The following is a 19,100-nucleotide window of genomic DNA, read 5'->3' on the forward strand; positions in this document are numbered from 1 at the left end:
CGGCCACCGGCCGGTGCGCGGCGGTTCGCCGCGCACCGGCCCCGCCGTGCGCCCGCTCCGACGGGTACGTGGTGTCAGGTGGGCGGGGTCGCCGCGCGACACAGTGACAGTTGTCCCCGGCCCCGGCGCGGTGGCAGCGTGCGGGAACCAGACCCGCCGCTGAAGGGTGCGCCCGATGACCGACGACCTGCTGGCCCGGCACCGGGCCGTGCTCCCGTCCTGGATGCCGCTCTACTACGCGGAACCACTCGAACTGGTCGCCGGCTCCGGCCGCCGGGTGACCGACTCGGCCGGCCGCAGCTACCTGGACTTCTTCGGCGGCGTGCTGACCAACATGATCGGCTACGACATCCCGGAGATCCGCGAGGCGGTCCAGCGGCAACTGCGCACCGGCCTGGTGCACAGCTCCACGCTCTACCTGATCCGGCAGCAGGTCGACCTGGCCGAGAAGATCGCCCGGCTCTCCGGCATCCCGGACGCCCGCGTCTTCTTCACCAACTCCGGCACCGAGGCGAACGAGGCGGCGCTGCTGGTCGCCACCAACCACCGCCGCTCGCACCAGATCCTCGCGGTGCGCAACAGCTACCACGGCCGGTCGTACGCGACCATGGGCGTCACCGGCAACCGCGGCTGGACGGCCAGCGCGCTCAACCCGTTGCAGGTGGCCTGGCTGCACTCCGGTGAGCGGCTGCGCGGCCTGCTGGCCCGGCTCGACGCCGCCGACCGGGTGGACGCCGCGGTCGAGGACCTGCGCGAGGTGCTCGCCACCCAGACCGCCGGCGACGTGGCCTGCCTGATCGCCGAGCCGATCCAGGGCGTCGGCGGCTTCACCCACGCCCCGGACGGGCTCTTCGCGGCCTGGAAGAAGGTGCTCGACGAGCACGGCATCCTGCTGGTCAGCGACGAGGTGCAGACCGGCTGGGGACGCACCGGCGAGCACTTCTGGGGCTACCAGGCGCACGGCGTCACGCCGGACCTGCTCACCTTCGCCAAGGGCATCGGCAACGGCTTCGCGCTGGCCGGCGTGGTGGGTCGGGCCGAGGTGCTGGAGACGGTGCCGGCGATCAGCTTCTCCACGTTCGGCGGCAACCCGGTCTCCACCGCCGCCGGCAACGCGGTGCTCGACTACCTGCTCGACCACGACCTCCAGGCCAACGCCGCCCGGGTCGGCGCGATCCTCGCCGACGGCCTGCGGGCCGCCACCGCCGGACTGGACCGGGTCGCCGAGGTCCGCGGCAAGGGCCTCATGCTGGCCGTCGAGTTCGTCCGCCCCGGCACCGTCGAGCCGGACCCGGAGCTGACCACCCGCGTCTTCGAGGCGTGCCGGGCCGGCGGCCTGCTGGTCGGCAAGGGCGGCCTCCACGGCAACGTGGTGCGGATGGGCCCGCCGCTGACGCTGACCGAGGACGAGGCCCGCGAGGGCCTGGCCGTCCTGGTCGACGCGATCCGGACCTGCGTGGCGGTGCCGGCATGACCGTCCTCGGGCACTACGTCGACGGCAAGCGGACCACCGGGGACTCCGAGCGACGCGGAGACGTCTTCGACCCGGCCACCGGCCGGCGTACCGGCCGGGTGGCGCTCGCCGGGACCGCCGACGTGGCCGGCGCGGTGCAGGCCGCCGAGCGTGCGGCCCGCGGCTGGCGGGACGCCTCCCTGGCCCGGCGCACGGCGGTGCTGTTCGCCGTCCGGGAGCTGGTGCACGCCCGCCGGGACCGGCTCGCCGAGGCGATCACCGCCGAGCACGGCAAGGTGCTCGCGGACGCCGCCGGCGAGGTGCAGCGCGGCCTGGAGGTGATCGAGTACGCCTGCGGCATCGCCCCGGCGCTGCGCGGCGGGTTCAGCGAGAACGTCTCCACCGAGGTCGACTCGTACAGTCTGCGGCAGCCGCTGGGTGTGGTCGCGGTGATCTCCCCGTTCAACTTCCCGGTGATGGTGCCGCTCTGGTTCGTTCCGGTGGCGATCGCCTGCGGCAACGCGGTGGTGCTCAAGCCCAGCGAGAAGGACCCGAGCGCGGCGCTGCTGCTGGCCGAGTGGTTCACCGAGGCGGGCCTGCCCGACGGGGTGTTCAACGTGGTCAACGGCGACAAGGAGGCGGTCGACGCGCTGCTCGACCACCCCGGCGTCCGGGCCGTGTCGTTCGTCGGCTCCACCCCGGTGGCCCGGTACGTGCACCAGCGCGGCGCGCTGGCCGGCAAGCGGGTGCAGGCGCTGGGCGGGGCGAAGAACCACATGGTGGTGCTCCCCGACGCCGACCTGGACCTGGCCGCCGACGCCGCGGTCAACGCCGGTTTCGGCTCGGCGGGGGAGCGGTGCATGGCGATCTCCGCGCTGGTCGCGGTGGAGCCGGTGGCCGACGCGCTGGTGGCCCGCATCGCCGCGCGGATCAGCCGGCTGCGCACCGGGGACGGCCGGCGCGGCTGCGACATGGGGCCGCTGGTCACCGCCGCGCACGCGGAGCGGGTCCGCAGCTACGTGGAGTCCGGGATCGCGGCCGGGGCGGTGCCGGTGGTGGACGGGCGGGACGTCACCCCGGACGGCGAACCCGGCGGCTTCTGGCTCGGCCCGACGCTGTTCGACCACGTCACGCCGGAGATGTCGATCTACACCGACGAGATCTTCGGCCCGGTGCTGAGCGTGCTGCGGGTCGGCTCGTACGAGGAGGCGGTGGAACTGGTGAACGCCAGCCCGTACGGCAACGGCACCGCGATCTTCACCAACGACGGCGGCGCGGCCCGGCGCTACCAGCACGAGGTGGAGGCCGGCATGGTCGGCATCAACGTGCCGATCCCGGTGCCGATGGCGTACTACTCCTTCGGCGGCTGGAAGGCGTCGCTCTTCGGCGACCTGCACGCGCACGGCGCCGACGGGGTGGCGTTCTTCACCCGGGGCAAGGTGGTCACCAGCCGCTGGCTCGACCCGCGCCACGGCGGGGTCAACCTCGGCTTCCCCACCCAGACCTGAGCAGCCGCAGCAGGCCCGCCCCGGCCAGGTACGCGACCAGCGCCGACACGGGCAGGCCGAGCGGCTCCGGCGCGGCCTTCGGCGCGAGGCTGTTCAGCAGCAGTCCGGCGACCAGCCCGGCGTACCCGAGGACGGCGAGCGTGGTGCGCAGCCGCCGGCCGCCGTCGCCGGCCGGCCCGGTCGGGGGTGGGCGGCGGGTGCGGGCCTCGACCGGGCCGAAGACGGCGACCAGCGCGGCCAGCACCACGGTCAGGGCGAGCAGCCACGGCACCCGCCAGGCCCACCAGGCCGCCGAGCCGACCGGGGGCGTGGGCAGCACGCCGAGCGCGTCCAGCAGGCCGATCAGCAGGATCGCGGCGGTCAGGTGCCACAGGAAGACGGTGAGCACCACGGCGTTGACCGCGACCACCGCCCGCCACGGGCCGGGCCGCCGCAACCAACGGCCGGCCGGGCGGCGCAGCAACAGGATCAGCCCGAGCTGGGCGGTGGCGGCGGCGAGCAGCGCCAGACTCGGCGGCGCCGCGTTGTCCAGCCGTTCGCCGGGTATGTGCAGCATCGCCACCGGGTACGGTCCGACGACGGTCAGCAGCACCAGCGCGGCCAACCCGACCGCCAGCAGCGTGCCGCCGGCCCGACGGCCCAGCGGCAGCCGGCGACGGCACGGGCCGGCCCGTTCGGCGGCGGCGCCCGGGTCGGGGTCGGCGAGGCGGGCCGTGCGGGCCGTGCGGGCCGGGCCCGGGGCGGCTGTTCCGGCGGGGTGGGCCGCCGACCGGCTCGCGTCGAACCAGGCGAAACCGAGCTGGTGCACGGCCAGCCAGGCGAACAGGTAGTTGCCGTCGGCCAGGACCGCCGGGCCGAGGAGCCGACCGAGGTCGCCGAGCGCGACGAGCGCGACCAGCACCACCGGCACGGCCAGCCCGAACCGGCTGTGCAACGCGGCCATCGGCGGGGTCAGCGCCACCACCACGAAGTAGGCGACCAGGAACCAGAGCGGGATGGTGGCGAACCAGACCACGGTCCGGACCTGCGCCGCGCCGGCGCCGCGCGCCGAGGCGACCGCCGCGCCGGCGGCCAGCACCAGCAGCAGCGTGGTGGTCGGTCGGACCAGCCGGGCGCTGCGGTCCACCAGCCAGCCGGTCGCGGTCCCGCCCCGGCCGCAGCGGGCGGCCAGCGAGGCGGCGTTGGCGTAGCCGCCGACCAGGAAGAACACCGGCATCACCTGGGCCAGCCAGGTCAGCGGCCAGGCCCAGGGCAGGTCGGCGAGCGCCGAGTGGCCGGCCGGGCGGCCGTGGTCGTACCCGATCGCGGTCACGCCCCAGTGGCCGAGCACGACCATCGTGATGGCCAGCGCCCGGAGCAGATCGACGTAGCGCTCCCGCCCCGGCGGCGTGCGCTCGGCGAGCTGCCGCAGGCGGCGCATGCGCTCAGGCTATGCCAGTCGGCGCCGGCCGGGACGGATAACGGATCGGTCATGAGGTCTTGTGGTCCGCGTCGCGTGGGCGTAGAAATTCTTCAACGAAAATGTGCCCTGTGAAGAGAAGCGACGGAATCACCGAGGAGTTGCGATGAAGAGGCGTGAGATCCTCCGGCGCAGTGCCGCCGCCGGTCTGCTGGCCACCCCCGCCGCCGGGCTGCTCACCGGCTGTGCCACCTCCGGTGGCGACGACAAGGGCGACGGCGGCGCGTACCAGGGCACCAAGAGCGAGCAGAACCCGCTCGGCGTCAAGGAGGACGCGCCGCTCGAAGTGGTGATCTTCAACGGCGGCTTCGGCGAGGAGTACGCCAAGGCCCACGAGGCCATGTACCAGGAGAAGTACCCGAAGGCGGAGATCAAGCACTCGGCCACCCAGGAGATCAGCAAGACGCTCCAGCCGCGCTTCGTCGACGGCAGCCCGCCGGACGTCGTCAACAACTCCGGCGCCGGCCAGATCGACTTCAACGGCCTGGTCTCGCAGAACGCGCTGGCCGACCTCGGTGAGCTGCTCGCCGCGCCCAGCCTCGACGTACCGGGCAAGACGGTCAGGGACACGCTGCTGCCCGGCACCGTCGAGGTCGGCTCCTACGACGGCAGGTTCCTGGTGCTCAACTACACCTACACGGTGTACGGCATCTGGCACTCGACCAAGCTCTTCGCCGACCGCGGCTGGAGCTACGCGAAGACCTGGGACGAGCACATCGCGCTCTGCCGGCAGATCAAGGCCGCCGGCATCGCCCCCTGGACGTACGCCGGCCTGCACCCGCGCTACATGAGCTGGCCGCTGATCTCGACCGCGATCAAGCTGGGCGGCCCGTCCGTCGCGCTGGCCATCGACAACCTGGAGCCCAACGCCTGGAAGTCGGACGCGATGAAGACCGCCGCCGACGCCTGGCACCAGATCGTCAAGGACAAGTTCATCCTCGCCGGCTCCCCGGGCCTGGACCACAAGCAGTCGCAGACCGCCTGGTGCCAGGGCAAGGCCGCGTTCATCTCCTGCGGCTCCTGGCTGGAGAGCGAGCAGAAGGACGTCACCCCGGCCGGCTTCAACATGACGGTCGCGCCGACGCCGAGCCTGGGCAGCGGCGACAAGCTGCCGTTCGAGGCGATCCGGGGCACCGCGGGCGAGCCGTTCATGGTGCCGGCGAAGGCGAAGAACACCGCCGGCGGCCTCGAATACTTCCGGACCATGCTGTCGCGCAAGGGCGCCCAGGACTTCACGCGGAAGGTCGCCAGCCTGCCCGTGGTCGCCGGCGCCACCGACGGCGTCGAGCTGCCGTTCGGGCTGGCCACCGTGGTCAAGGCGCTCGACGCGTCCGGCGCGAACGGGTTCAACTGGGTCTACAACAACTACTACCGCAAGCTGGAGCGCAACCTGGTGGACGCGGCCTGCGGCGAGTTCTTCAGCGGTCGGATCTCCCCGACCGAGTTCCTCGACCAGTGCCAGCGGGGCGCCGACTCGATCGCGCAGGACAACTCCGTCAAGAAGTACAAGCGGGCCGCGTGACGATCGGATGCGACACGGCCGACTCCCACTGATCCTCAGCTTCCTGCTGCCACCGCTGGCGATCTACGGCATCTTCGTGCTCTCGCCGTACCTCCAGGCGTTCCAGATCTCGACCACCGACTGGCTGGGCTACTCCGCGCAGGCCGACCAGGTCGGCCTGGCGAACTTCCGCACCCTGCTGCACGACGGGTACGTCTGGAACGCGTTGCGGAACAACGCGATCCTGCTCGCGGTGGTGCCGGTGGTGACCATCGCGCTGGGTCTCTTCTTCGCCAGCATGCTCACCATGGGCGGGCGCAAGGGCCGCGCCGGGGTGACCGGGGTACGCGGCACCGCGCTCTACCGGCTGGTCTACTTCTTCCCGCAGGTGCTCTCCGTGGTGATCATCGCGTTGCTGTGGAAGGAGATCTACAGCCCGACCAGCGGCCTGCTCAACGGCGCCCTGCGCGCGATCGGGCTGGCCGAGCCGCCGGCCTGGCTGGGCGATCCGCGGTTCGCGTTCTGGTGCGTGCTGGCCGTGATGGTGTGGAGCAACGTCGGGTTCTACGTGGTGCTGTTCGGCGCCGCCATGCAGGCCATCCCGCGCGACATCTACGAGGCGGTGCTGCTCGACGGCGCGTCCCGCGCCACCATGCTTCGGAAGATCACCATCCCGCTGCTCTGGGACACCATCCAGGTGGCCTGGATCTACCTGGCCATCGCCGCGCTGGACGGCTTCATCCTGGTGCAGCTCATGACCAACGGCGGGCCGAACTTCTCCTCCGACGTGATCGGCCTGCGGATGTACGACACCTCGTTCGGCAGCGAGAACAAGTTCGGGTACGCCTCCGCGATCGGCGTGGCCATGTTCTTCCTGACCCTCTCGGTGGCGGTGCTGGCGCTGCGCACCGCCCGGCGTGATCGGATCGAGTACTCGTGAGCACCGTGCGGGCCGGGGTGCCGGCCGACCGTCCGCCGCGCCGCGAGACGGGCGTGGCCAACGTCTTCTCGCACGGCTTCCTGCTGCTCTGGGCCGCGATGACCATCCTGCCGCTGGCCTGGATGCTGCTCAGCTCGTTGAAGAGCAACGGCGAGATCATCGCCGACCCGTGGGGCCTGCCGGAGGCGCTGCGGTTCGACAACTGGGCGCGCGCCTGGACCACCGCCCACATCGGCCGGTTCTTCCTGAACAGCCTGGTGGTGGTGGCCGGCTCGCTGAGCCTGACCATGCTGCTCGGCGCCACCGCCGCGTACGTGTTCGCCAGGTACGAGTTCCGCGGCCGCCAGGTGGTGTACTACCTGTTCGTCGGCGGCATGATGTTCCCGGTGTTCCTGGCGCTGGTGCCGCTCTTCTTCGTGGTGCGCAGCGTCGGCCTGCTCGGCACCTGGCCGGGGCTGATCCTGGTCTACACGGCGTACTCGCTGCCGTTCACGGTGTTCTTCCTGACCGCCTTCTTCCGGACGCTGCCGACCTCGGTGGCGGAGGCCGCGATGATCGACGGATGCGGCCACTTCCGGCTCTTCTTCCGGGTGATGCTGCCGATGGCGCGACCGGGACTGATCAGTGTCGGCATCTTCAACTTCCTCAGTCACTGGAACCAGTTCCTGCTGCCCCAGGTGCTCATCCCCGGCGACGGGCCGAACCGGATGCTCGCCCAGGGCCTGAGTTCGCTGGCGGTCAGCCAGGGTTACGCCGGCGACTACGCCCAGCTCTTCGCCGGGCTCACCATCGCGGTGCTGCCGGTGCTGGTGGTCTACGTGGCGTTCCAGCGGCAGATCCAGGCCGGCCTGACCGCCGGGCAGCTGAAGTGAGGTGGTTGCCACAGGCAACGGGCCGTCGGCATCGCCATCAAGGAGCAGGGGACCGGGTCGCGCGTCCTCAACGTGATCGTCGGCCTGGCCTTCTTCGGGTACGGCTTCTACCTGCTGTTCCTCTTCGACGGCGGCAGCTACCGGATCTTCTTCTACGTCTTCATCCTGCCGATCCTGTTGATCGTGCGCGCGGTGAAGGCCCGTCGGGAGGCCCGCGAGCAGGCCGCCGCGCACCAGTTCGCCGGCGCGCCGCAGGGCTACCCCGGCCACCCGGGCCAGCCGGCGCCGCAGCCCCAGTACGGGCAGCCCGTGTCCCAGGGCTGGCAACCGGCCGAGCCGGGGAATTCGGCCCAGCCGGGGCAGTCGGGACGGTCCGGCGGCGCGATCGGCTGACGAGGCATGCCCAGGGCCGGTCGACCTCGTTTCGGCCGGCCCTTCGCTCGTCCGGCGACACGAGCCGTCTGTCCGATTCTGATCTGCACGGCGGACAGGGTGGCCCGTGGCGTGGTGTTGGCGGGCGTGGGATGGGTGATCCCCCAGGGCGGGCGGTACGAAGTGCCTACGAACTTGAGTACAGGGATGGGTCACCGCGCTGACCCACCCATGCGCTCAAGTTCGTAGGCACGTCGACCGGAGGTCCGTCCCGGGACGGTCGCCACCGTTGCTCCCGGCGGTGCGGGGTGACGCCGCGACCGCAGCCGAGGTGAATGGGGTGCGGACCGGCGGGGGCGCCGGGGGTGGTCAGGCGGGGGGCGGGACGAGTCGGGCGTGCAGCGCCGCCGGGTCGGTGACCTCGGGCAGGTCCCGGGCGGCGAGCCAGGCCGCGGCGGCGGCGCCGTCCCCGGCGGAGCGCAGCGGGGCGGCCGGCCAGCGGCGGGCCAGTTCGGCGCGGACGACGGTGGCCAGCTGGGTGTCGCCGGTGAGCAGGCCGCCGCCGAGCACCACCGGATCGGTCGCGCCGGGGGGACGGATCCGGGAGACGCTCTCGGCCAGCAGCGCGGCGGCCTCGGCGATGATCGCCCTGGCGGCCTGCTCGCCCTGGCGGGCGGCGGTGACGACGAGTGGCGCGAGTCGGGCCAGGTCCACCGGCGGTCGTCGGGTGACCGCCTGCACCACGGCCCCGGCGGTCTCCCGGGGGCGGGCGGCCACCTCGGTCGAGCCGGTCAGTTCCGCCAGCACACGGCGGGCCAGATCCCCGGGCGCCTCGGCCCGGTCCAGGTCGGTCAGGAGCCGGCGGACCGCCTCCCGTCCCAGCCAGAACCCGGAACCCGCGTCGCCGAGCAGCCAACCGTGGCCGTCGGCGACCCGGTCCAGGCGGAGCGCGTGCACCTGGGCGGCGATCGCGCCGGTGCCGGCGATCAGCACGGTGCCGTCCGGGGCGGCCGTGCCGGAGGCGTACGCGACCAGGGCGTCGCCGTGCACCGTGTACGGGCAGCGCAGCCCCGCCTCGGCCCACGCCCGGTCGAAAGCGGCGCGTCCCTCGGGATCGGCACGGAGGCGGCCGGCGCCGGCGAGGCCGATCACGCCGGCGCGTACCCGGGTCGGGTCGACCTCGGCGAGCGCCGTGCGGAGGGCGGCGAGCAGCTCGGCGGCGGCCCGGTCGGCGCCGTGGCTGGTCGGGTTGCCGCCCCTGGCCCGGCCGGTGCCCAGGCGTGCGCCGTCCAGGCTCACGGCGGTGGCGCGGGTGGACGTGCCTCCCACATCGAGGCCGACCACGACGGTGTCCGACATGGTCCTCATGCTGTCCGGCCAGGCCCTCCGCGCGCAAGATCGCGGCCGTGCGCCAGGTAACAGTTTGAAAACTTCGCCCACGCTCTTGACACGGAGGGGCCGTCAGTAAGAACTTTTACCACTAACAGTTAACACTCTTTTCCGAAAGGCTTTCGCCGATGGCCGAGCACGAGGTCGAGACTTCCGCGGCAACCGCGGTGGTCGATGCCGCGCCGGCCGACCGGCGGAGCGTCGACGGGGTGCTGGCCCGGGTCCGGGCCGGCGCGGGGGAGCTGACCGGGGCGCTGCGCCGGGTGGCCGAGCACGTGCTCAGCGACCCGGAGGCGGCGGCCCGGGCCACCATCGTCGAGCTGGCCGAGCGGAGCGGCACGTCACCGGCGACCATCACCCGGTTCTGCCGGGCGATGGGCTTCGAGGGCTACGCCGACCTGCGGCTCGGCATCGCCGCCGAGACCGGCCGGGCCCGCTCGGCGGGCTGGACCGTCGACATCGGCCGGGAGATCCAGCCCGGCGACCCGCTGTCCCGGGTGCTCGACCAGATCATGGCCGCCGACACCCGGGCCATGCACGACACCGCCGCGCTGCTCGACCTGCACGAGGTGGAGCGGGCGGCGATGGCCATCGCCGGAGCGAACCGGGTGAACATCTTCGGCGCCAGCGGCAGCGCGCTGGTCGGCGAGGAGATGCAGTTCAGCCTGCACCGCATCGGGGTGGCCGCCTGGGCCTGGAGCGACGTGCACGAAGGGCTGGCCAGCGCCGCGCTGCTGGGCGTCGGTGACGTCGCGCTCGGCATCTCGCACACCGGCCAGACCCGCGAGACCATCGAGCTGCTCGCCGAGGCGGGCAGTCGCGGGGCCACCACCGTCGCGCTGACCGGCTTCCCGCGCTCGCCGCTGGCCGAGCTGGCCGACATCGTGCTGGTCACCGCCAGCCAGGCCACCACGTTCCGGCCGGACGCGCTCTCCGCCCGGCATCCGCAGCTCGTCGTGCTCGACCTGCTCTACATCGCGGTGGCGCAGCGCACCCACGACCGCGCCCACGCGGCCTTCCGGCGTACCGCCCAGGCCGTCGACGGGCACAAGGCCGCCAAGGGGGCCCCCTCATGATCAGTGCCCAGCGGTACGCGGACGCCGTCCGCCCGGTCCTCGACCGGCTGGTGGACAGCCAGGCGGACGCGGTGGACCGGGCGGCGGACCTGATCGCCGGCGGACTGCGTGCCGGCGGCGTCCTCCAGGCGTTCGGCGCCGGCCACTCGGAGGCGTTCGCCGCCGAGCTGGTGGCCCGCGCCGGTGGCCTGGTCCCCAGCAACCGACTCTCCCTGCACGACCTCGTGCTGCACGGCGACGCGCCCCGCGACGTGCTCGCCGACCCCAAGCTGGAACGCGACCCGGCGGTGGCGCACCGGCTGTTCGGGTTGGCGGCGCCGCAGCCCGAGGACGTCTTCGTGGTCGCCTCGCAGTCCGGCATCAACGGCTCGGTGGTCGAGCTGGCGACGCTGGTCAAGCGCGGTGGCCACCCGTTGATCGCGGTCACCTCGGTCGAGCACACCGCCCGGGTCGCCTCTCGGCACCCCTCCGGGCACCGGCTCGCCGACCTCGCCGACGTCGTGCTGGACAACGGCGCGCCGTACGGCGACGCACTGCTGCCGCTCGAGGGCGGCGGCGCGGTCTGTGCGGTCTCCTCGGTCACCGCGGCGCTGCTGGCGCAGCTGCTGACCGCGGAGGTCGTACGACGGTTCCACCAGGCCGGAGAGGTACCCCCTGTCTACCTCTCCGCCAACGTCCCCGGTGGGGACGAGCACAACAACGCCCTCGAGTCGCGGTACGCCGGGCGCCTCCGGCGAACCGCCTGACCCGACACCACAAGGAGAGACAAAGATGTCGGTTATCCCCGAGAAGTCCGACCTGAGCCGTCGGACGCTGCTCCAGCGCGCCGGCGCGGCCGGTCTGCTGGCCATCCCGGCGGCCGGTCTGCTCAGCGCCTGTGCCGGCAGCGAGCCGAGCAAGTCCGACGGCGGCGGCGCGGCCAAGAGCAAGGACAACCCGTTCGGCGTCAAGGACGGCAGCGCCGTCAAGGTGGTCGTCTTCAACGGCGGGCTGGGCGACCAGTGGGCCAAGGAGGACAAGGTCGTCTTCAACGCCAAGCACCCGAACGTCACGGTCAACATGTCTTCCACCCAGAAGATCAAGACCGAAGAGCAGCCCAAGATGGCGACCCAGCCGAGCGACCTGGTGATGAACTCGGGCGCCGACATGATGGACCGCAGCACGCTGATCAACGAGGGCGCCATCGAGCCGCTCGACGACCTGCTCACCGCGCCCGCCTGGGACGGCGAGGGCACGGTCGGCGACTCGCTGCTGCCGGGCACCGTCGGCGACGGCACCCAGAACGGCAAGTTCTACGTGGTGAACGTCGCGTACACGGTCTGGGGCAACTGGTACAACGCGGCGCTGTTCAAGAAGGAGGGCTGGACGGCGCCGACGACCTGGGACGAGTTCTTCGCCCTGGCGCCGAAGATCAAGGCCAAGGGCATGGCGCCGTACGTGCACGACGCGGCGCACGGCTACTACCCGCGCTGGGCGCTGTTCGCCAGCATCTGGAAGGCGGTCGGCAAGCAGGCCGTCGTCGACATCGACAACCTGAAGGACGGCGCCTGGAAGGCCGACGGGATCGTCGCCGCGCTGGAGCCGTGGGAGAAGCTGGTCAAGGACAAGCTGCTGCTGCCGGGCAAGCTCGACCACACCCAGTCGCAGCAGGCGTTCCTCGACGGCAAGGCGGCGTTCATCCAGGTCGGCACGTGGCTGAAGAACGAGATGGCGGCGACCATCCCGCCCGGCTTCGAGCTGACCATGTCGGACTACTGGAGCAAGCCCGGCGACAAGGCCGCCAAGGACGTCTTCGCCGCCTCCGGCGAGGGCTTCGTGGTGCCCAGCAAGGCGCCGAACAAGGAGGCCGCGAAGGAGTTCCTGCGGGCCATCCTGTCCAAGGCCGGTTCGGCGAAGTTCGCCGAGCTGACCAAGTCGTTGGCCTCCACCAAGGGCTCCGGCGACAACGTCCAGGACACGGCGCTGGCCAGCGCGAACGCCCTGGTCAAGGGCGGCAGTGGCGAGCTGATCTCGGTGAAGTTCCCGGACTTCTACGCGGACCTGGACAAGGAGAGCCAGAACCTCTCCGAGGAACTGATGGCCGGCCGGCTCACCGCGGCGCAGTTCGTCGACAAGATGCAGGCGGCCGCCGACAAGGTCGCCAAGGACTCGTCGATCAAGAAGCAGACCCGCACCGCCTGACGCTGTTCGAGGAAGTGAGTCCAATGCGGCACGGAGTCGCGCGTTTCGTCACGGGCTTCCTGGCCCTGCCCGTCGCGCTGTACCTGTTCTACGTGGTGTGGCCGTTCGCCCAGGCGGCGGGTTACTCGCTGACCGACTGGGGTGGGTACTCGGATTCCCAGCGCTTCGTCGGGCTGGACAACTACGTCCGGCTGTTCTCCGACGAGCTGATCCGGAAGGCGTTCTGGCACAACGTGTTCTTCCTGGTCACCGTGCCGCTGTTCACGATCGCGCTGGCCCTGTTCCTCGCGTTCCTGCTCAACGTGGGCGGACGCGAGGACAGGGCCGGCATCCGCGGGGTCTTCGGCTCCGCGCTCTACAAGGTGATCTTCTTCTTCCCGCAGGTGCTGTCGCTGGTGGTCATCGCCGTGATGTGGCAGCAGATCTACCGGACCGACGGGCAGGGCCTGATCAACGGCCTGCTGATCAAGATCGGGCTGGTGGACGCGGACAACCCGATCGCGTTCACCGCCGACCCGGAGCCGTTCCTCGGCGTGCCGGCGGTGCTGTGGTGGCTGCTGCTCATCGCGGTGTGGAGCGGCGCCGGCTTCTACATGGTGCTCTTCTCGGCCGCCATGCAGTCGATCCCGAAGGACATCTACGAGGCCGCGATCCTCGACGGCGCGGGCCGGTTCCACACGTTCTTCAAGGTGACGCTGCCGCTGCTGCGGGACAGCATCTCGGTCGCCTGGGTCTACCTGGGCTTCATCGCGCTGGACATGTACGCGCTGGTCTTCGTCATGACGCCGAGCCAGGGCGGGCCGAACCACGCCAGCGAGATCTTCGCGTCGGTGCTCAACTTCACCGCGTTCCAGAAGGGCCAGTTCGGCTACGCCTGCGCGATGGGTGTCGCGCTGGCCATCTTCACGATCCTGCTCGCCGCCGTGCAGTTGAGGATCACCCGTCGTGACCGTATCGAGTACTGAAGGAGGCGCGGCGATGAGCACGGCGACATCCGATCTCGACCGGGCCGGACAGGCCACCAGCGGGTCCGGGGCCGCCCCCGTACGCCGGGGGGAGCGGCACCGCGGCGGAGTCGGCGCCCGGATCTTCAACGGCTTCTCCCACATCTTCCTGGTGGTCTGGGCCGTGATGGTCATCTACCCGCTGCTGTGGGTGGTGATGTCCGCGCTCAAGGACGACTCGGAGGTCATCCGCGAGCCGCTGTCCCTGATCCCGGACAAGCTGCACTTCGAGAACTTCGGCCGGGCCTGGACCGAGGGGCACCTCGGCTCGTTCTTCCTGAACACCCTGCTGGTGCTGGCCGGCAGCGTCACGCTGACCATGCTGCTCGGCTCGATGGCCGCGTACGCGCTGGCGCGCTTCGAGTTCCGCGGCAACCGGCTGATCTACTACATGTTCCTGTCCGGGCTGACGCTGCCGATCTACCTGGCCGCGGTGCCGCTGTTCAAGGGCGTCTACAACACCGGGGTCAGCTTCCCGCTGCTCGGCCCGAACAAGCACGCGATGCTGATCCTGGTCTACGTGGCCTGGTCGCTGTCGTTCACGATCTTCTTCATGCACTCGTTCTTCCGGACGCTGCCCGACTCGATCGCGGAGGCGGCGTCGGTGGACGGGGCCTCGCACACCCGTACGTTCTTCAGCGTGATGCTGCCGATGGCCAGGCCGGGCCTGATCAGTATCGGCATCTTCAACGTGCTGGGCCAGTGGAACCAGTGGTACCTGCCGACGCTGCTCATGCAGTCGGTGGCCGGTGAGCCGAAGCACCAGGTCATCGCGCAGGGGCTGATCGAGTTGTCGGTCAACCAGGGCTACAAGTCCGACTGGTCCGGATTGTTCGCCGGCGTCACCATGGCGATGCTGCCGGTGCTGATCGTGTACATCGTCTTCCAACGCCAGGTGCAGTCCGGCCTCACCGCCGGCGTCGGCAAGTAAGGCGGGGGCCCCGCTTAACGTTTTCTGCATAGGCGGGGTGTCGGTGGGGCGAGGCAGAATCACGTCCGTGCGGGTGGTGGCGGTGGTGGCGGGGGAGCGTGGCGGCGGTGTGCTGCAACCGCTACACCCCGACGGGCGTCCGACCGGGCCGGTCGAGGAGGTGGCGGATCTCGCCGCCGCCGTCGGCGCCCGGGAAGCGGCCGAGCGGCCCCGCTGGGTGTGGGCCAGCGGGGCGGCGGCCTATCCGGCGCTGCTGCGCGCCGGCGTCCGGCTCGACCGTTGCCACGACGTCGAGCTGACCGAGACGTTGCTGCTCGGGCACGCCGGCCGCTGGGGTGAGCCGCGCGCGCTGCCCGCCGCCTGGGCCCGGCTGACCGGGGCGCCGGTCCCGCCGGACCCGACGCCCCGCCCGCCCGAGCCGCCCGGCCACGGCCAGGCCGCGCTCTTCGACCCGCCGTCCGGCCCATCCGGTCCGGGCATCACGGCGTTGACCCGGGTGTACGCCGACCAGCTCGCCCGGATCGCCGCCACGACCCACCCCGGCCGGTTCCGACTCCTGGTGGCCGCCGAGTCGGCCGGCGCGCTGATCGCCGCCGAGATGGGTGCGGCCGGCCTGCCCTGGCGTGCCGACGTGCACGACGCCATCCTGGCCGAGCTGCTCGGCGAGGCGTCCCCGGTCGGCGGCCCACCCCGCCGACTGGCCGAGCTCCAGTCCCGGATCGCCGCCGCGTTCGGCGTACGCCATCTGCACGCCGACTCGCCCGCGGAGCTGTTACGGGCGTTCGCCCGCGCGGGGGTGGAGCTGCCGAACACCCGGGCCTGGGTGCTGCGCGGGGTGGAGCACCCGGCGGTGCCGCTGGTGCTGGAGTACAAGGAGCTGTACCGCATCTGGACGGCGCACGGCTGGGCCTGGCGCGACGCCTGGGTCTCCGGCGGCCGGTTCCACCCGGAGTACGTGCCCGGCGGCGTGGTCTCCGGCCGGTGGGCGACGCGCGGCGGCGGCGCGTTGCAGATCCCGAAGGTGATCCGCCGGGCCGTGGTGGCGGACCCGGGGTGGACGTTCGTGGTGGCCGACGCCGGCCAGCTCGAACCACGGGTGCTCGCCGCGGTCTCCGGCGACGAGCGGCTGGCCGCCGCGGGCGGTGCCGGCGATCTGTACGCCGCGCTGGCCCGGGACGCGTTCGCCGGTGACCGGGCCCGGGCCAAGGTGGCGCTGCTCGGTGCCATGTACGGGCAGACCGGCGGCGCGGCGGTGCCGGCGCTGGCGGTGCTGCGGAAGAACTACCCGACCGCGTTCGGGTACGTCGAGGCCGCCGCCCGCACCGGCGAGTCGGGTGGGCTGGTCCGGTCGTGGCTGGGGCGCACCTGCCCGCCGGGCGTGGTCGGGTTCACCGACGGGGACGAGGCGGCGTCGGACGGCCCGCCGGACCCGCACGGCCCGGCCGCCCGGGCGGCCCGGTCCCGAGGGCGGTTCACCCGCAACTTCGTCATCCAGGCCACCGCCGCCGAGTGGGCGTCGACGCTGCTGGCCACGCTCCGCACCGAGCTGGCCGGCACCGCGGCCGAGCTGGTCTTCTTCCAGCACGACGAGGTGATGGTGCACTGCCCGGTCGACGAGGCGGACGCGGTCACCGAGGCGGTCTCCGCCGCCGGGGCGCGGGCCACCCGGCTGTTGTTCGGCGACACCCCGGTCCGGTTCCCGCTCGACCTGTCCACGGTGGACTGCTACGCCGACGCGGCATAGCCACACATTTTTCCGTTTTGCCCCGCTACCCGCTCGCCGCCGTGCTCGTTGGGCCCCATGTGCGTACGACGGGACGGACCGGGCGCGGCTGTGCCCGGTCCGTCCCCCTGGTCGAGGGGGCACCGCTGAACCGGATCGCTGCAATGATCATCGCCGCGGGTGGGGGACGCCGCATCGGCGGTCCCGAGGCGCTGCTGCACCAGGGCGAGAAGCCGCTGGTCCGCCGGATGATCGACACGATGACCGACGCAGGCTGCGCGCAGGTCGTGGTCGTGCTGGGCGCGGCGGCCGAGCAGGTCCGGCGGACCACCGACCTGACCGGCGCCACCGTCGTGGTCAACCGCGCCTGGGGCACCGGCGTGGGCTCTTCGATCCGGGCCGGGCTCGCCGCGCTGACCGACGACGGCATCGAGGCGGTCGTCGTGGTGCCGGTGGACATGCCCGGGCTCACCGAGGTGGCGGTCCGCCGGGTGACCGCGCTGCCGTACCCGGACGTGCTGGTCTGCGCCACCTACGACGGCCTGCGCGGCTACCCGATGCTGTTCGGCCGCCGGCACTGGCCTGGCATCGCCACGCTGGCCAGCGCCGACGTCGGCGCCCGGCCCTACCTGCTGGCGCACAAGGACCAGATCGTCGACATCGCCTGCGACGCGGTGGCCGACGGCAGCCGGATCGACAGCCCGGAGCTGATGGCGCTCTACGGCCTCTCGATCCCTGAGCAGCGCATCGGCGCCTGACCCGGAAGCCGCTGTCCCGGACAGGGGTGGGGGCGGCGGGCCCGAACCACGCCCGATAATCGGCTGCGGGCGCGATCCCCGCGTCCTACGCTCGGTCGCCGGTCGGACCGGGCCGGGCGGCGGAGCGGAGATGAACGCGGCGATGACGAGCCACCTCTACGCGATCAGTGTCGACGCGCGGGAGCCGCTGCGGCTCGCGCGGTTCTGGGCGGGCTTGCTCGGTCGGGAGGTGGTCGACGACCCGTACGAGGGGGTCGCTCTGCGGCCCGACGGCGATGCCGATCTTCGCCTCCGGTTCCTGCCGACCGAGGTGCCGAAGGCCGGGCAGAACCGGATCCACTTCGACCTGACCAGCGCGTCGCCGGACGCCCAGCGGGGCACGGTGGCCCGGGCGATCGAGCTGGGCGGGCGGCACGTCGACATCGGCCAGGGTGCGGAGGAGGGGCACGTGGTGCTCGCCGACCGCGAGGGCAACGAGTTCTGCGTCATCGAGGCGGGCAACAGGTTCCTCGCCGGCTGCGGGTCAGTCGGCGCGGTGAACTGCGACGGTACGCAGGCGGTGGGCTACTTCTGGAGCGCGGCGCTGGGTTGGCCGCTGGTCTGGGACCAGGATCAGGAGACCGCGGTCCAGTCGCCGCGCGGCGGGCCGAAGGTCACCTGGAGCGGTCCGCCGTTGATGCCGAGGCACGGCCGCGACCGCGTACACCTGGATCTCGCGCCGCCGGCCGACGGCGACCGGGAGGCGGAGATCGACCGGCTGCTCTCGCTCGGGGCGGCGCGGGTCGGCGCCGGCCGGCACACCGCCGACGACGTGGTGCTGGCCGACCCGGACGGCAACGAGTTCTGCCTGCTGACGCCCCGCTGAGGTCGGCCGACGTCGAGCGCCTACGAACCTGATGGCGTGGACGGTTCAGGCCCGGCTCCCGCCGGCCGCCGGCCCTGAGTCGTTTACGCCATCAGGTTTGCAGGCGGTCCGAGGTCAGGCCCAGAGGCGTCACCGCCGCGGTGATCGGCCCGGCCACGCCCGGTGCGCCGCGCTGCTGCCCGGCGTCAGACCTGGATGTCGAAGCGTTGCAGCACCGAGGGCGCGACCAGGCCCAGCGCGGCGAGCACGGCCAGCACGGTCATCGCGCCCCGCAGGACGACCGTCTCGGCCTTGCTGCCGGTGCGCAGCGCGATCTTGTTGGGCAGCCCGATCATCGTCCACATCCGCCGTCTGATCGGGATGGGCCAGAGGATCGGCACCCCGGCCCGGGTGATCATGTCGCCGAGGATGTGCACGAAGCAGCCCACGCCGACCGCGAGGCCGATCATCGGATAGCCCCGGTCGCCAGGCAGGTTGGCGAACGTGAACCAGGCCGCGGCGGCGGACACCAGCGTGACCACCACCCAGCCGGCCCGCTCGGCCCACTCGTCGAAGAGCCCGCGCAACGCCAGGCCGATCATGAAGAACAGGATGCTGACCACCGCCCACTTGCCGTAGTTGGCGCAGAGCGCGGTGGTGCCCCACCCGACCAGCACGGTGAACGGCACGGTGTGGGTCAGCGTGCGGTGCCCGTTGTTGCGACGCGGATCCTTGCTGAGCTTGGTGGCGTAGTAGACGCCGAGCGAGATCTTCTCCATCACCTCGGCCACGAAGAGGCTGAACACGCCGAACGTTCGGGCCACGGTGGCGCCGCCCTGGTTGCGGGTCACCTTGCCGGAGAGGTCGAGGTCGGGGAAGAGCGCCCCGCCCGCGCAGACCGCGGTGCCCACCGCCAGCGCCAGCGGCGTCTGGTGATAGTCCGCGAACTGGTCCAGCGCCCAGGAGCCGGTCAGCCACACCGCCGCGCCGGACAGCGCGTGGGACGGTCCCATCATCTCGGCTCGCCCTTCCCGAAGATCTTGATCGACGAAACTACGCCACTGTAGTCAGTCGGTGCGACGGCGGGAC

The 19,100-nt window shown here is 72.2% G+C and carries 17 protein-coding genes; 14 read left to right on the plus strand and 3 right to left on the minus strand.

Annotation, left to right across the window (positions count from 1 at the left end; all coding sequences use genetic code 11):
* Positions 1–175: 175 nt before the first annotated feature.
* Positions 176–1,474 carry an aspartate aminotransferase family protein gene (locus tag C8054_RS12140; RefSeq protein ID WP_107156885.1) on the plus strand — a complete coding sequence of 433 codons (1,299 nt, stop codon included), beginning with the start codon at positions 176–178 and terminating at the stop codon, positions 1,472–1,474.
* Complete coding sequence (locus C8054_RS12145; protein ID WP_107156886.1) at positions 1,471–2,961, plus strand: CoA-acylating methylmalonate-semialdehyde dehydrogenase; 1,491 nt, start codon at positions 1,471–1,473, stop codon at positions 2,959–2,961. Before C8054_RS12140 ends, C8054_RS12145 begins: the two co-directional genes overlap by 4 nt.
* On the opposite strand, the gene C8054_RS12150 is transcribed toward C8054_RS12145, so the two are convergent.
* Entirely contained in the window at positions 2,933–4,381 is a 1,449-nt protein-coding gene (locus C8054_RS12150; protein WP_107156887.1) for an acyltransferase, read from the minus strand. The two genes, C8054_RS12145 and C8054_RS12150, sit on opposite strands and share 29 nt — an antisense overlap.
* Before the next feature lie 145 nt (positions 4,382–4,526).
* Here C8054_RS12150 and ngcE (C8054_RS12155) point away from each other — a divergent pair, with 145 nt between their 5' ends.
* The 4 genes from ngcE (C8054_RS12155) (at position 4,527) to C8054_RS32705 (ending at position 8,126) form a co-directional block, all read left to right on the plus strand.
* Positions 4,527–5,942, plus strand: coding sequence for an N-acetylglucosamine/diacetylchitobiose ABC transporter substrate-binding protein (ngcE, locus tag C8054_RS12155; protein ID WP_107156888.1), 1,416 nt, complete (start codon positions 4,527–4,529; stop codon positions 5,940–5,942).
* A gap of 7 nt (positions 5,943–5,949) precedes the next feature.
* Entirely contained in the window at positions 5,950–6,861 is a 912-nt protein-coding gene (locus C8054_RS12160; protein WP_107156889.1) for a carbohydrate ABC transporter permease, read from the plus strand.
* A 98-nt stretch (positions 6,862–6,959) separates the two neighbouring features.
* Positions 6,960–7,733: a carbohydrate ABC transporter permease gene (locus tag C8054_RS12165; RefSeq protein ID WP_199199721.1), complete on the plus strand. Its 774-nt coding sequence runs from the start codon at positions 6,960–6,962 to the stop codon at positions 7,731–7,733.
* 72 nt (positions 7,734–7,805) lie between these two features.
* Positions 7,806–8,126, plus strand: coding sequence for a hypothetical protein (locus C8054_RS32705; protein ID WP_233219604.1), 321 nt, complete (start codon positions 7,806–7,808; stop codon positions 8,124–8,126).
* A gap of 348 nt (positions 8,127–8,474) precedes the next feature.
* Here C8054_RS32705 and C8054_RS12175 read toward each other — a convergent pair whose 3' ends face one another.
* Complete coding sequence (locus C8054_RS12175; RefSeq protein WP_107156891.1) at positions 8,475–9,464, minus strand: N-acetylglucosamine kinase; 990 nt, start codon at positions 9,462–9,464, stop codon at positions 8,475–8,477.
* Positions 9,465–9,622: 158 nt separating this feature from the next.
* On the opposite strand from C8054_RS12175, the gene C8054_RS12180 reads away from it, so the two are divergent.
* From C8054_RS12180 to C8054_RS12215, 8 genes are all read left to right on the plus strand, one after another.
* On the plus strand, positions 9,623–10,570 hold the full coding sequence (locus C8054_RS12180; protein ID WP_107156892.1) for a MurR/RpiR family transcriptional regulator: 948 nt from the start codon (positions 9,623–9,625) through the stop codon (positions 10,568–10,570).
* Positions 10,567–11,316 carry a sugar isomerase domain-containing protein gene (locus tag C8054_RS12185; protein ID WP_107156893.1) on the plus strand — a complete coding sequence of 250 codons (750 nt, stop codon included), beginning with the start codon at positions 10,567–10,569 and terminating at the stop codon, positions 11,314–11,316. The genes C8054_RS12180 and C8054_RS12185 overlap by 4 nt, the downstream gene beginning before the upstream one ends.
* Before the next feature lie 25 nt (positions 11,317–11,341).
* Complete coding sequence (gene ngcE / locus C8054_RS12190; protein ID WP_107156894.1) at positions 11,342–12,751, plus strand: N-acetylglucosamine/diacetylchitobiose ABC transporter substrate-binding protein; 1,410 nt, start codon at positions 11,342–11,344, stop codon at positions 12,749–12,751.
* Between the two features lie 23 nt (positions 12,752–12,774).
* Positions 12,775–13,716, plus strand: a complete 942-nt coding sequence (locus C8054_RS12195; RefSeq protein ID WP_107156895.1) for a carbohydrate ABC transporter permease — start codon at positions 12,775–12,777, stop codon at positions 13,714–13,716.
* A 166-nt stretch (positions 13,717–13,882) separates the two neighbouring features.
* Entirely contained in the window at positions 13,883–14,686 is an 804-nt protein-coding gene (locus C8054_RS12200; RefSeq protein ID WP_199199722.1) for a carbohydrate ABC transporter permease, read from the plus strand.
* Between the two features lie 85 nt (positions 14,687–14,771).
* On the plus strand, positions 14,772–16,430 hold the full coding sequence (locus C8054_RS12205) for a bifunctional 3'-5' exonuclease/DNA polymerase (RefSeq protein ID WP_107156960.1): 1,659 nt from the start codon (positions 14,772–14,774) through the stop codon (positions 16,428–16,430).
* A 143-nt stretch (positions 16,431–16,573) separates the two neighbouring features.
* Positions 16,574–17,167 (plus strand): NTP transferase domain-containing protein, encoded by a 594-nt coding sequence (locus C8054_RS12210; RefSeq protein ID WP_107156896.1) that lies wholly within the window; start codon positions 16,574–16,576, stop codon positions 17,165–17,167.
* Positions 17,168–17,309: 142 nt separating this feature from the next.
* Positions 17,310–18,032 carry a VOC family protein gene (locus C8054_RS12215; RefSeq protein ID WP_107156961.1) on the plus strand — a complete coding sequence of 241 codons (723 nt, stop codon included), beginning with the start codon at positions 17,310–17,312 and terminating at the stop codon, positions 18,030–18,032.
* 185 nt (positions 18,033–18,217) lie between these two features.
* On the opposite strand, the gene C8054_RS12220 is transcribed toward C8054_RS12215, so the two are convergent.
* Complete coding sequence (locus C8054_RS12220) at positions 18,218–19,027, minus strand: metal-dependent hydrolase (RefSeq protein ID WP_107156897.1); 810 nt, start codon at positions 19,025–19,027, stop codon at positions 18,218–18,220.
* Positions 19,028–19,100: the final 73 nt, after the last annotated feature.

The organism is Micromonospora sp. RP3T, from assembly GCF_003027925.1.
GTDB lineage: Bacteria > Actinomycetota > Actinomycetes > Mycobacteriales > Micromonosporaceae > Micromonospora.

Bases quoted from the DNA above. Each gene is read 5' to 3' on its own strand.
- C8054_RS12140 (WP_107156885.1), top strand. From the start codon at position 176: ATGACCGACGACCTGCTGGCCCGGCACCGGGCCGTGCTCCCGTCCTGG.
- C8054_RS12145 (WP_107156886.1), top strand. From the start codon at position 1,471: ATGACCGTCCTCGGGCACTACGTCGACGGCAAGCGGACCACCGGGGAC.
- C8054_RS12150 (WP_107156887.1), bottom strand. From the start codon at position 4,381: ATGCGCCGCCTGCGGCAGCTCGCCGAGCGCACGCCGCCGGGGCGGGAG.
- ngcE (WP_107156888.1), top strand. From the start codon at position 4,527: ATGAAGAGGCGTGAGATCCTCCGGCGCAGTGCCGCCGCCGGTCTGCTG.
- C8054_RS12160 (WP_107156889.1), top strand. From the start codon at position 5,950: ATGCGACACGGCCGACTCCCACTGATCCTCAGCTTCCTGCTGCCACCG.
- C8054_RS12165 (WP_199199721.1), top strand. From the start codon at position 6,960: ATGACCATCCTGCCGCTGGCCTGGATGCTGCTCAGCTCGTTGAAGAGC.
- C8054_RS12175 (WP_107156891.1), bottom strand. From the start codon at position 9,464: ATGTCGGACACCGTCGTGGTCGGCCTCGATGTGGGAGGCACGTCCACC.
- C8054_RS12180 (WP_107156892.1), top strand. From the start codon at position 9,623: ATGGCCGAGCACGAGGTCGAGACTTCCGCGGCAACCGCGGTGGTCGAT.
- C8054_RS12185 (WP_107156893.1), top strand. From the start codon at position 10,567: ATGATCAGTGCCCAGCGGTACGCGGACGCCGTCCGCCCGGTCCTCGAC.
- ngcE (WP_107156894.1), top strand. From the start codon at position 11,342: ATGTCGGTTATCCCCGAGAAGTCCGACCTGAGCCGTCGGACGCTGCTC.
- C8054_RS12195 (WP_107156895.1), top strand. From the start codon at position 12,775: ATGCGGCACGGAGTCGCGCGTTTCGTCACGGGCTTCCTGGCCCTGCCC.
- C8054_RS12200 (WP_199199722.1), top strand. From the start codon at position 13,883: ATGGTCATCTACCCGCTGCTGTGGGTGGTGATGTCCGCGCTCAAGGAC.
- C8054_RS12210 (WP_107156896.1), top strand. From the start codon at position 16,574: ATGATCATCGCCGCGGGTGGGGGACGCCGCATCGGCGGTCCCGAGGCG.
- C8054_RS12215 (WP_107156961.1), top strand. From the start codon at position 17,310: ATGACGAGCCACCTCTACGCGATCAGTGTCGACGCGCGGGAGCCGCTG.
- C8054_RS12220 (WP_107156897.1), bottom strand. From the start codon at position 19,027: ATGATGGGACCGTCCCACGCGCTGTCCGGCGCGGCGGTGTGGCTGACC.